This is a genomic window from Duganella sp. GW822-FHT06D06 (genome assembly GCF_058799615.1).
The window spans coordinates 420,922-433,510 of record NZ_JBXALQ010000002.1 but is presented as its reverse complement, the minus strand read 5'-3'; the positions used below and the strand labels follow the sequence as shown (position 1 = coordinate 433,510).

At 57.3% G+C, this 12,589-nt stretch carries 6 protein-coding genes and 1 tRNA gene; 4 read left to right on the top strand and 3 right to left on the bottom strand.

The features are described 5' to 3' along the window. Window positions 1-20 precede the first annotated feature (20 nt). The 3 genes from AC1RMD_RS05175 (at window position 21) to istB (ending at window position 2,795) form a co-directional block, all read left to right on the top strand. Window positions 21-96, top strand: a tRNA-Asn gene (locus AC1RMD_RS05175). A 332-nt stretch (window positions 97-428) separates the two neighbouring features. Then, window positions 429-1,958 (top strand): IS21 family transposase, encoded by a 1,530-nt coding sequence (gene istA, locus AC1RMD_RS05170; RefSeq protein WP_492924288.1) that lies wholly within the window; start codon window positions 429-431, stop codon window positions 1,956-1,958. 84 nt (window positions 1,959-2,042) lie between these two features. Next, a complete protein-coding gene (istB, locus tag AC1RMD_RS05165; protein ID WP_492924286.1) occupies window positions 2,043-2,795 on the top strand; it encodes an IS21-like element helper ATPase IstB in 753 nt (250 codons plus the stop codon). 637 nt (window positions 2,796-3,432) lie between these two features. Here istB and avs1c read toward each other — a convergent pair. The 3 genes from avs1c to avs1a are packed head-to-tail and all read right to left on the bottom strand — an operon-like array spanning window position 3,433 to window position 10,715. Next, window positions 3,433-3,696 (bottom strand): AVAST type 1 anti-phage system protein Avs1c, encoded by a 264-nt coding sequence (gene avs1c, locus AC1RMD_RS05160; protein WP_492924284.1) that lies wholly within the window; start codon window positions 3,694-3,696, stop codon window positions 3,433-3,435. Window positions 3,697-3,712: 16 nt separating this feature from the next. Next, window positions 3,713-9,505 carry an AVAST type 1 anti-phage system protease Avs1b gene (gene avs1b, locus AC1RMD_RS05155; protein ID WP_492924281.1) on the bottom strand — a complete coding sequence of 1,931 codons (5,793 nt, stop codon included), beginning with the start codon at window positions 9,503-9,505 and terminating at the stop codon, window positions 3,713-3,715. Window positions 9,506-9,509: 4 nt separating this feature from the next. Then, the gene (gene avs1a / locus AC1RMD_RS05150) at window positions 9,510-10,715 is read right to left on the bottom strand and encodes an AVAST type 1 anti-phage system MBL fold metallo-hydrolase Avs1a (protein WP_492924279.1); all 1,206 of its coding nucleotides are present in this window, start codon (window positions 10,713-10,715) and stop codon (window positions 9,510-9,512) included. An 868-nt stretch (window positions 10,716-11,583) separates the two neighbouring features. Between avs1a and AC1RMD_RS05145 the strand changes: the two genes are divergently transcribed. Then, entirely contained in the window at window positions 11,584-12,384 is an 801-nt protein-coding gene (locus tag AC1RMD_RS05145) for a hypothetical protein (RefSeq protein WP_492924277.1), read from the top strand. The last annotated feature ends 205 nt before the right edge of the window (window positions 12,385-12,589 follow it).

The following is a 12,589-nucleotide window of genomic DNA, read 5'->3' as shown; positions in this document are numbered from 1 at the left end:
GTATATAATGCGGCCTCTTTTCCCTGATAGCTCAGTTGGTAGAGCGACGGACTGTTAATCCGCAGGTCCCTGGTTCGAGTCCAGGTCGGGGAGCCAGAATACAAGCGGCCCCGCGAGCAATCGCGGGGCCGCTTTCGTTCGTTTATTCCCCAGATATTCCCCACTTGGGGAATATTCCTCCCGTGCCGCTTGCGTTTTCCGCGCCAAACTGGACACCCATTCCACGGCAAACTGGACGCCTGGTCCAGCGCAAACTGGACACGCGTTCCACGCCAAACTGGACACCTGGTCCAGCGCAAACTGGACACTGATTCCGCTCCAAACTGGACAGTTTGAAGCGGCCTGAGTAGGGCCAACGGCAAGGGGATAACTGTGGCAACCTGCCGGATTTTTATCCGGAGGGTTGCTTGGCCAATAAAAGGTTATCCATGCGCAAAATCCATGAAGTCCTGCGGCTGCATTTCGAGCACGGCCGCTCCAAGCGGGAAATCGCCCGCATCATCAACGTCTCTCCCTCCACCGTCTCCGACTACGTGGCCCGCGCCAAGCTGGCCGGCCTGTCCTCGCCGTTGCCACCCGAGTGCGACGACGCCGCGCTGGAGCGGCTGCTGTTTCCGCCCTGCGAGCCGTCGTCCGTGCAGCGGCCAGCGCCGGTCTGGCCGACCGTGCACAACGAGCTGCGCCGCAAGGGCGTGACGCTGGAACTGCTGTGGCAAGAGTACAAGGCCGAGCAACCGGACGGCTACCAGTACAGCGCGTTCTGCGAGCACTACCGGCGCTGGCGCCAACAACTGACAACGTCGATGCGGCAAACCCACACGCCGGGCGAGCGCCTGTTCATCGACTACGCCGGCCAGACCGTCGGCGTGACTGACGGCAGCACCGGCGAAATCCGCAACGCCCAGGTGTTCGTGGCCGTGCTGGGCGCGTCGAACTACACCTACATCGAGGCCACCTGGAGCCAGCAACTGCCGGACTGGATAGGCAGCCACGTGAGGGCACTGGCGTTCTTCGGCGGCTGCACCGAGCTGTGGGTGCCTGACAACCTGCGCAGCGGCGTATCGAAGGCCTCGCGCTACGAGCCGGACCTCAACCCCACTTACCACGACCTGGCCGAGCATTACGGCGTGGCCGTGCTGCCGGCCCGCGCCCGCCGGCCCAAGGACAAGGCCAAGGTGGAGAACGGCGTGCTGGTGGTTACGCGTTGGGTGCTGGCGCGGCTGCGCCACCAGCGCTTCTTCAGCCTCAACGAACTGAACCGGTCGCTGCGCACGCTGCTGACCGACCTGAACCAGCGGCCCTTCAAGAAGCTGCCCGGCAGTCGCGCTAGCGCCTTCGCCGAGATGGACCAGCCGGCCCTGCGTGCGCTGCCGGAGCAGCACTACGAGTACGCAGAATGGAAGGTGGCGCGGGTCGGCGTCGACTACCATATCGAGGTCGAGGGCCACTATTACTCGGTTCCGTGCCTGCACGCGCGGGCCCAGGTGGACGTGCGCATAACGCGCAGCACGGTCGAAGTGTTCCAGCGCGGCCAGCGTATCGCCAGCCACGCCCAGTGCGCCTTCAAGGGTCGCCACACGACGGTGGCCGCACACATGCCGCCGGCCCACCGCGAGGTGGCCGGCTGGAACGCGCAGACGTTGACGGCGCGCGCCGAAGCCGTGGGGCCGCGCTGCGCGGTGCTGGTGGAACGGCTGCTGAACCAGCGGCAGCATCCGCAGCAGGCGTTCCGCAGTTGCCTGGGCGTGCTGTCGCTGGGGCAGAAGTACGGCATCGGCCGGCTGGAGGCGGCCTGCGCCCGCGCACTCAAGCACAGCGCCGTCAGCTGGAAAAGCGTGCAGGCCATCCTCAATAACGGCCTCGACCTGCAGCAGCAGGACGCGCAGCGCACGCTCGACCTGCCCGAGCACGAGAACCTGCGCGGCGCGGCCTATTACCAATCGAGCCAGATTCACTAAAACGATTTAAACGGTATAAACCATTTACGCAAACAATGTGGAGCGCCGGCAGCCGGCGGCGCCCCAGCCACGAAAGGATGACCGATGTTGAACCACCCGACCTACGACAAACTGACCCGCCTAAAGCTGTTCGGAATGGCACGCGCCTTCGCCCAACAGAGCGCGCTGGACCTGGAGCACCTCGGATTCGAAGAGCGGCTTGGCCTGCTGGTCGAGCACGAAGTGAGCGAACGCGATGGTAAGGCGCTGGCGTTGCGTCTGCAGCGGGCCAAGCTCAAACCCAACACGGCCGCCGAAGACACCGACTATCGCCACGCGCGCGGGCTCGACAAGGCGCTGTACCAACGGCTGCTGGCCGGCCTGTGGCTGTCGGAAAAACAGAACGTGCTGCTGACCGGCCCCACCGGCGTCGGCAAGACCTGGCTGGCCTGCGCGCTGGCGCACCAAGCTTGCCGCATGGGCCACAGCGCTTATTACGTGCGCCTGCCGCGACTACTCGACGAACTCAGCATCGGACGCGCCGACGGGCGCTACATGAAGCTGCTCAAGCAACTGGCCAAAATAGACGTGCTCGTCATCGATGATTGGGGGCTGGCGGTGCTCGACGACGCCCACCGGCGCGACCTGCTGGAAGTACTTGATGACCGCCACGGCAGCCGCTCGACCATCGTCACCAGCCAGCTTCCGATTGAACATTGGCACGCCGCCATCGGCGACGCCACCCTGGCCGACGCCATCCTCGACCGTCTGGTCCACAACGCCCACCAGCTCAATTTGAAAGGCGATTCGCTGCGGAAAAAGCGGGCCAATTTGACAAGTTCGCCCCGTCAGGAGTAAAACCACACCTCAACCCCGCGCCGTTGCGCCCAAGGTGTCCAGTTTGGCCTGGAACAGGTGTCCAGTTTGGTCTGGAACGGGTGTCCAGTTTTCGCTGGAACGACTGTCCAGTTTGCGGCGGAACAGGTGTCCAGTTTGCGTGGAATACGCATGCCGCTTCCATGCGTTCGTGGAAGACTCGCAAATTCCCTTGCCATATTCGCCATCCGGAATAGCATGGCGATCCCGCTTTCTTAACTAACCTACTATGCGTACGCCAAAGCGCGGAACCCCCGTTTCGCAAGCCTGAACATGCCGTCAGTAAGGAGGTCGTCGGCGTAGTGCTCGATGAGGCGGTCCCACGCGTACGACGACTTGAGGTCCGCGTTCCTGGCGGCATACTCGGGAGATGCGATCACTCCCTTCCATATGTCTCCGGTTAACCGCAGCGGCAGCGGTACGGAAGTGGCGTCCTGTAATCCGGGGCTTGGATGAGGGGTGGAGGCGTTGACGCGCCTTCACCCCCCTATCTTATGCACGGGAGCCAGCTCGTCAAGGATTTGCGGAAAATCGCGTACCCATGCCGCACGGACAAAAGTGGAAAATACAGTCACAGTGCAATCGCTTGGTTTCCCGTAGTGGAATGGACAGGCCAGGATTACTCTTCGTCCGTCGATGTGGCGTCATGATTCGGCAGGTCTGAAAGTTCCTCCTGAAATTGAACCATCATGTTCGCTTGCAAGCGGGTCGATTCGTCGACGGAAAGGAAGTCAATCCGTCCGTTTGGCAGCTTTCTAACGCGTTGAAGACCGTCGACGCCACGGACGACGTTCGCTGAAAAAAACATCTTCCCCTGCCGAAGCTGCTCTCGAAGCAGATGCAGCCGCCGCTCGAATTCGGCACGCGTCTGCGGGGTTTTCATGGGCTTTATCATATCGTTAATTTAGCTTGTTCAAATTGTTGTCGATTACGAAGGCGGGCTCGCCACTGACCATAACGGTCCAAACCAGAGCGCTTCCCGCCGGAAGTTTGACGGAGTCTTTTCGGACTCCAAGCATGCATCCTTCACCTTCGGGCCTGCCGCCGTTGTGGACCTCAAACGAACGTCCGTGCCGCCAGGTCTTTTGGACGATGTCGCCGCCAGCCGCGCCGACGATGCCCAGGAAAGTGGGCGAAGGAACACCGGGTGAGAACGTGCCGAATAGGGCCTGCATCGGAATTGGCCTTAGGCAGGTTGGGCCTACGACGTCGCCAAGCTCGCTGAGGTTGGGTAGGTCTGTCGCGTTGAACCTCGCGCCAACGCTTGCCGCATAAGCACGCTTCCTTTCGGATGGGCGCAAAATTATCGTAGCGAATACTTCGACCAATTCGGATTTTTCACCGGCCGCGTCCGCCACAAATTCGCAGTAGCTCAGGTAATAGTATTCGTCGTTGCCAATGAGGTCGCTTCGATTCCCATCCCCATTGATTGCGGCTAAAATCCTCTTTCCAAAGGACGTGAACTCAGCATCCAGCTTCCGTTCGGGGACATTCGGATTGTAAATCCGCAATACGGCTTCAATGTGCTCAATGTCGCGCAGGGATGCATACGGCATCAGGGCACAGGCAAGTGCGTGGCGCACAAGTCCCGCCCAGCGGTTGAATATCCTCTGGTTCGGCTCGCGAAAAGACAGCGATACGCTATTCTCCAATCCCCACATATCATGGATCGATAGCGGGGAGCACAATTTAACGAGGAGCTCTTCGGTCCCGGCAAGCAATTCACTTGTCGGGATACCGAGGTCGTCAAGTTCGCGCAATTCGGTCCTCAAGCACTCAGCCCAATATGAAATCCGAGGTGGCTGTCCTGTTCCGCCCTGGTCAACTGCACCCGATCTAAGCGCTCCCTTGATTAGCTCGGCGACCTGTCGCGCGCTTTCCTCGTCGCCTGCGGCACGTGTGGCGAGTTTTAGTAGGATGGAAAGCCGTCCGACGTGCTTGCAATTGGAAGCCGCGTCCAGCACCTCGATGGCGTTTGCCAGCCGCGCCCAGGTCTCTTTTGGGTTCCGCTTGGACATCGTATCAATTGCCCCTGATAGCACGTCCCCCCGGTATCCGGGCGCCATAGAAAACGCCTCCTTCGCAGCTCGCACGAAGAAATCATCCTTTGTCTCGATGATCCACAGCGTCGCGGCAGCGGCACGTTCCCGGCGAAGCCACTGGGGATGGTCTAGCGTCCACAGGAGCAATTCAAATAGCGCGCTGTCCGCGTTCTGCTCGTTTGCGTCAGACAGGAATTCAAACAGTTGCGTTTCATGCTCGGAGTCGCCGACCATTAAGCCGACGTGCTGCAATGCATGATTCCAGAGTGACGCGGCATTCGCGGCAGGCAAGATACCCCCGATTTTTTTGAGCAGATGATCGGCGATCTGCCATCTGTCAGCGTAGCGTTCGTTTTCGATTAACACGCCGTAGCTCTTGATGAGATCGGCTTCGCCAGCGTTTCCCGCATGTAGAAGCTCTTCGGCGCGCGTAGCCGATGCCGACAGGTTGCCCCAAATGTTCCAGTCACCGTCCTGCAATTCTGAAAGCGCGGCCACAGCTTCCTTGCGTCCGGCGACGAAATTCCTCCTTTTGATGTGCCCTTCGGCTGTTGCCAACCGAGCCTCAGCAGACTGCATCGCTGACCGTCGGCCGAATACTCCTGGCATGACGAACGCCTCTCGCTCTTCGCTGCCGGTTTCCGGTGCTGGCTCCGGGTCTGGACCTTGAACCTTCTCGCCTTTCGGTTTGCTCTGAATCTTTTTGCCCAGAATTGAATCAACTTTTTCTTGGAACTCTTGACGCTCGTTATGGGAGACTTCCGTTGCGATGATGAGGTCCAAGCGTTCACGCATTTCGGCACTCTCCGCGCCGTCGGCTTCTCGCTTGATCGCGTTGGCGAAGGCGGCAGCGTAATCCCCTACGTGCCTCTTATCGCCGCAAAGATAGACCTGAAGTAGCGCGAATCGCAGCCGCCAATCGGCAGAAAGCGAATCCTCCACGATGGAAAGGATGGAATGCTGCTCGTCGAGGGCGCCGCCGGGATGTCTTGGGCCTATCCTTTCGCTGATTCGGTCCGCCCGGCCGAGGCTTACGTCTTGCAGGAGTTCGGCCGGACTGCCGCATACTTGCCGTTGGAAGTACCGACGCGCTAGACCGTGCAGATCGCGGCGGCAGAGTTCGCTGATCAGTTCGGATTTGGCGTACCGGGCAAACCTTTGGAAGGTGAGCTCTCCCGAGGCGCGCTCCAGGAATCCTGCCACCTTCGGTAGCGACAGAGTGGAGGCATCCGGCATGGGGAGATGGCGCAACGCGGACGTGAGCAGACCAAATTGGTCCTCCTTGTACCATGTCGGCCCCATGGAAACCGAGAGGACGCGGCGGTAAATTGCCTCGGCTTCCTCGTGAGCCCCCACGGCGGCAAACCTCGGGACCAACTTCAGCAGCTCAGGCACGAGCTCGTGGCGGTTCTCGACCCCGGCGATCACGAAGTCCCTCAAGCCACGCATAACTTCGTACCGAGCGTCACTCAAGGCCGCGTTCGCGTCCACCGCGTAAGAGCTGTTCAAGACCTCAGTAGTCGCTTCCCGAAACCCTTCCGAATAGAGACCGAGTTGTTTGGGCATTCTTGGCACCAACCCCAAGAGGAATGGCGGCAATTCCGCCGGGAAGCAATCGCGCAGGAGCACTGTCACTCGTTGGTAGATTATCGGGAACACGCTTTCCGGGATTGCGTAGCTGTTTTCCCACGCGATTCGGCGTCCGAGCGTGAAGTCCAATTGCTCGATCACGTGCGACTTCAGGATTGCCAAAACCTCCTCGGAAAGCGATTCATTGGCGTCGGCAAATGCCCTTCGAGCTTTCCCCCCGCATAAGGCCACCGTGCGGACCAACTGCGACAGGCTGTCGATCCAGTCATGGGCGCCGAAGGCTCGGACCAGGGGAACGTCCGTGCCAGCATCCAAGTAGCCGGTTATCGTCCATAGGTTAAGCGTACGCTGGAGGGCGTTGAAATCTACGTCAACGCCATTGCCTTTCACGAACGCGGACTCGGTAATCTGGTCGATGCGAACGCGTTTCGACAGGCGTTGCACAACCTCGGACGGTGCTCCTAGCTCGATCAGCACGCCAAGCGTTTCCTCGTGAAATTCGATGCCCGGTTCGGTCTCGTCAAGCAGTTTCGAGAAATCCTTGAAGAGATCGCCTAACGGCACATGGCGTTCGCGTTTTCCGAATTTTTCGACGTACCCCCGGTAATCGAGAAGCGAGAGAGCGAGGAGCGTGGCATGTTCCTTTGGCGAGGCGATAAGCGCAGGATCAATCGACCTCAACGCGTCAACCGATGTGTACACGCCAGCGTGGTACAAGTATGCGCCGACCGGAACTGACCTGATGGTGGATATGTAGAATTCCAACGCATCTTCGTTTTCGTCAAGTACGGATTCTATTTGTTCCGCCGCGTGACGAAGGATCCCGGAAAACTGTTTTCCTCTGTTCACCCCGTCGGTCCAGTTCGCGTGGATAGGCATCAGGAGCTCAAGGCGGGTTTGAGTGACGAACTCGTCCAGCGTAACTCCTTCGGTGTTCGCAAAGCGATATTCGTGTAACGCTTGGCTCAATGCCCCTAAAAGATCGAATACCTCATCCTCATATCCGCTTTCGATGAGACGGTACGAGACGTGCAGGCCTGCTTCCAAGGATATTATCGGCCGGTCAAACCTGATCGCGTGCCGGATCGCATCCTGTGGCTTCTTTAGTGCGATCATCGCGTCCGCGACGAGGAAGGCGTTCCTTGCGAAAAGCGTGTTGTAGCGGAATTCCAGTCGTTGCTGCAACAGGAGCAGCCTGAAGACGTTCGCTGCATCGGAAAGGGCAATTGCGGCTGCCAAGCAGTCCTTCAGGTCGAGTATCAGAGTGTCAGGGTCAACTCCGATTTCGACGCAGTTGTCGATCCAGTTCTGGGAGCAAAGCGTGACGGCCTCTGGCTTCGAGCTTTCAGCGGATCGAAGCAGGTGAAAAACCGCGTTCAACGTGCAGTACCTCGTTCCCATATTCTGTGAGCAGTACCGTCCGATCTTTTCATGGGCGGAGCGATCCAGGGCCGACGTCTTCGTACGGATGAATTCCGAAAACGAGGCGTGGTAAATCTCCGTCGAATCAGCGGCCGCGAGCATGTGGCGAACCCTGCTTATCGTCGGCACGAAAACGGCGTGTTCTGACGGCGTCAGCGCTGGAACGAGCTCGGCAATTGGTATGCCCCATCGCAATCGCGAAATGAGTCCAAGCAGATTGAGGGCGTCCGCATCGGGCAGCAACGAGCCCCACAGCGACTCGTAGTATTCCTCAATCGTCCCCTGCAAGACGGGGAAGTCCGACAGTTCCTGCTCTTCGCTTTCGTTCGCGAACTCGATCAGATACCTTAGGTAAAGCGGGTGCCCTTTGGCCTTCTGGCAAATGGTCGCGATAAGTGTCGGCGTCCTTCTTTCTTCCCTGAGCCCCTTTGCGCAATAGCTCGCGCATTCGCCCTCGGTGAGCCTGGGCAACTGGATGACTTTGTCCTGCCGGACGTATCCAGCAAGGGCATTGGTCAGCTGATTCAGATTCGGGGCCGTAAAGACGATGGCCAAATCGGCTGGCAGCGACCGTGGCAAGAGCCCGATCAGCTTGGCAAGTGCCTCCCGGTCAGCCAAATGGCCCTCGTTCAGGGCGTCGATGAAAATTACGCCCTGCTTGCCCCGTTTCTGGCAATGCTCCGAATATGCTTGCAGTAACCTGCCTGTCTCTTCTACCAGGTGCGAGTACCTCTTTTCCTCTACCCTCGACGGGCGTCCGCTAACGGCGCTGGAAATCGCTGTGGAAAGCCAATCGAAGAAATAGTCGGGTTGGGCAAGGACAACTGGCGCGGGGCCCGTCCTTGACTGTCCGCCGAAGCTATAAGTGCCGAGCGTCAGGAATCTGTCCGAGCGCGCCTTGAACCTATGGCAAAACGTGGTCTTGCCGATCCCATGAGCGCCCTCTAAAAAGAGGTATTGGCCAGCGGAGCTCAGGACAAGTTCCTCAAACTCAGCCTGGAACTGCTTGCGTGCAGCGATTGTGCCCTCGCTTGGCTCAGGCACAGTGGCGTGCGCCGAATTTGCCATCGAGATTCCGTTTTCGACAAGGAATGCTGCCAGGGCCTTTACGCTTATCGCACCGACTCCGCCATCCACTCGTAACCGAAGGACGCCCGTGCATACTCCGTCGGCTACCACCGGGGCGCCTGAGAGGCCCTCGTAAGAAGATAGCTGGATCGACGCTGACACGCTTAGGTCCAAGTCCATCTTGAGAATTGGGACCTCCAGGACCTGAACGATTTCGCCCGAGGCGCGGTAGCCGATTGATCCCTTTTGCACGGGAAAGCCGTGCGATTGCCACTGCTTGCCTTCGCGCGGCAAATCAACGGACAGATCCAGTGCTGGTATGCCCGCTTCCTCCGAGACAGACAGCAAGCATGCGTCAAGGTCCTCATTGACAGCCAAGACTCTGGCAATCAACTCTAGCTTCCCGGAGGGACGTGCAAACGCCACGGAAATCTCCGTGCCGGAATCTATCGCATCCCGAACGCAGTGCCTCGCGGTTAGGAGGATGGAGTCTGCGATGAGGAAGGCGGTTCCATAGGTTTCCCCACATTTTGTTTGGCAGGTGGCGTCGTTAATTTGAGTGTCTATCATAGTTTTACGCAGTACCTATTACTATCCAGTCGTTGCTGTTCTCATGCACGACGAATGCCGCGCCCGACTTGGATTTGTATTTCGAGAGTTGTCGAGATTGGGGCGTCGAATGGCTGAAATGCAGGTGCCGAACGAAGGCGCTTGGCCTGTCCACGATTTCGCGTAAGACCGGAAGATCTGGATGGCCATGCTTCGCCCCGTTTGTTGAAATTAGATAGACGGGGGAATCTACCAGGCTCAGTAGTTTGCAGGTCGTATTGCGCATGCTGCCGTGATGGGATACCTTTATTGCGTCGAATACCAGCGGAAGCCCTCCGTGAGCACGTTCCTCGATGGCTTCCTCGATATCCTGTGCCCAGGAGTCCCCCAGGAACAACACATTCGATGCTGGCATTTCGATAGATACCGCGATTGAGCTCCCGTTATTGATCGAGTCGTCGGGAAGGTAGGCTTCCCCCAAGGATTTTTCCGAGTTCTGCGAGTGCCCAATTTCGGCGAAGGCGGCTTGCATCGACGCTTTGTCGGCTGCGCTTAGGAATTCGAACGCGTCATCGAATCTCTCGCCTTCGAGCACGTTGCCGACCAGCCCATAGCGCTGCAATTCGGCGATCCAACGATCCCTCAAGTCTCCAAGTCGCTCTGGTTTGGGGCCTAGGACTGTAATGCGGGCACCGGGTCCCAAGGCGAATTCACCGACACTCGTATCAATGGCGCGGCGTCCGTCCGATCCGTTCCAGTCGTAGCCACCTTTTAGGAGCAGAGAGGCGAGCGAGCTTCCTTGTCTTGCGCTAATTTCTTCGCCGAGCCTCGACGACTCGTTTGAAAGTGAAAAGCCGCGCCTGCAAATGTCGTCAATCAGCCGGTTGTCATCATCGGACAGTTCCCTGCTTGCCCGACTTGAGTTGACCGGAATCGAACGCAAGCTGTTGTGCCATACGCGCTCGACTTTCACGATCTTCGGTGCTTTTGCGGGACCGTTGTCGCAGAAGAATTTAATGAGTCCGGAAATGTGGTCGGCATCTATGTGCGTTGCGATTACCAAATCCAGTACACGTCCTTCTCGCCCCATCGCGGCCAGCTCTGAACGGATCTCATTCTGAAAGGTCGATGCGAATCCTCCGTCGATCAGAACGGCGAATCCATCAGGATTTTCGTCCTTGAGGAGGAACGCATCGCCGTTAGAAGCAGCAAACATTTTGACTTGCGGCATATATGTCCAAGGATGGGGGAAATTTGAATAGAGGCAGCGTAAGAGTGAGATTAACTAGAAGTTCACGAATGTCGAATCTTGCATATTGACAATGATCTCGAAGAGGAAGGTCTGAAATTCCACGCATGGCAATAGGTCGAGTGGCCATCGTCAAGATTGGTTACACCTTGAAAGCCTCCATATGCGGAGCAGAGCGATGGAGATGCCTTTGGGTGTTATGGCAGACATCTTGTCTGCCACATCGCTTTCCCGGGAAGCGATGCCGAGGATCGGCGCTATCTATCGGATTGAAACGCCACCAATTGTAACCGCTTGGACAACCTCACGGCCCCGTCGAGCGCCTTCTTTCTCATCCTCTGGCGCAGGCGTTTCAAGTACTGGGAATCGACGAGCAACTCGGCGTCGAGGTCCAATCCGGAACGGTTTGTAACGACTGTGCTACTGCGGCCAGTCCTGAGCAAGCACGCGATGTGGGGAATATCCTGCGATGGACATCGCGTCTCTGGGGCTGAAACGTGATAGAATTCATTGAAATATTCCCCACTGTTTTCGCTGAGGACCAGTGTTCATGCGGGTTTCCAGCCGAAAGCGTCGCGGACTGTTAATCCGCAGGTCCCTGGTTCGAGTCCAGGTCGGGGAGCCAGAATACATAAGGGCCCGTGAGAAATCACGGGCCCTTGTCGTATGGTTTCATTACCCTGATATTTCCCAATCGGGAAATATTCATACATACGCTCCCACTCATAGAAATCACGTGAAGACTGGCATCAAGTGCTAGACCGTACCTATCCGTGATTTTTCATGTCAATATATCCATTAATTGAATACAATCATTACATGAATATTTGTGTAACTTTCTTGGATTCTTATGAACGACATGATCACTTTCGGAGTTGGCGTCCTGACCGCCTTCATTGGCACATGGGGTGGGGCATGGGTCATCATCAAGCGCCAAGAAGCGGGTCGTAAGTATCCCCGGAAGCTATTGCTAGAGATTCTTGAGATGCTGAAGGGGTACGACACATACCGCCTCGCAGAAAATCACTTCAATAATCGTTCAACGGTTGAGAAAAAAGCAGTCCTCGTGCCGCTGAAGAACCTGGGCATCCCGCTACGAATCGACGTTGTTGATGATTCCTATGATGTCGAGCACGTTCATTTCGACGACAAGGTTGTAGACAAGAAGGCCGTTGAAAAAATGTGCGACTTCGTGAAGAGGGGGCTGTGCGATGACTTATTCTTCAAAGAGATCGGTGCTGATTTCTACAACGCATCGCCAAAAATCATCTTGGCACGTGATCTTGCGATACGGTTCCTCGACGGATGGGCAACTCAACCAAATACCGCAACAATTGCCGATGTCATGCGCGCGGCACGGGTTAATACCAATCAATTTCAGGTCATTGAGATCTTCTACAAGACTGTGGACGTTATTGAGAACGGTAACGCAACCGCTGCTAAGATTGATGCAGCAAAGCAGAATGTACGGAACGGCGTTTTCGATCATTTGTTCTTCTGGGATGTGCGTGCATATGAGAACATGAATTCCCAACGAACTCTGGCCGATACAGTCAATAGGCTAGCCGTATCCGCGAATGCCCCAGCGGTGCAATTGCCGACGAATGCTACGGGTGCGGAAAATACGTTGCCAGGCCCGCGAACAGGATAGCTGGATCAAGATGTTAGTAGACGTAGGAAAACTATGACTCTGAACTTTGAACGTTTGCGCGACCATATCCTTCCTCTCTCTCGGGCGAGCACCGTTGAGCTGATGGAGAGCTACGATTTCATGGGAAGCTTCTGGTTCGACGAGTTAGGATCGAGTAGCGTTTAGATGGGTTCGCTAAATAAACCTGTGCCATTATTCCGGTGCC

Bases quoted from the DNA above. Each gene is read 5' to 3' on its own strand.
- istA (WP_492924288.1), top strand. From the start codon at position 429: ATGCGCAAAATCCATGAAGTCCTGCGGCTGCATTTCGAGCACGGCCGC.
- istB (WP_492924286.1), top strand. From the start codon at position 2,043: ATGTTGAACCACCCGACCTACGACAAACTGACCCGCCTAAAGCTGTTC.
- avs1c (WP_492924284.1), bottom strand. From the start codon at position 3,696: ATGAAAACCCCGCAGACGCGTGCCGAATTCGAGCGGCGGCTGCATCTG.
- avs1b (WP_492924281.1), bottom strand. From the start codon at position 9,505: ATGATAGACACTCAAATTAACGACGCCACCTGCCAAACAAAATGTGGG.
- avs1a (WP_492924279.1), bottom strand. From the start codon at position 10,715: ATGCCGCAAGTCAAAATGTTTGCTGCTTCTAACGGCGATGCGTTCCTC.
- AC1RMD_RS05145 (WP_492924277.1), top strand. From the start codon at position 11,584: ATGAACGACATGATCACTTTCGGAGTTGGCGTCCTGACCGCCTTCATT.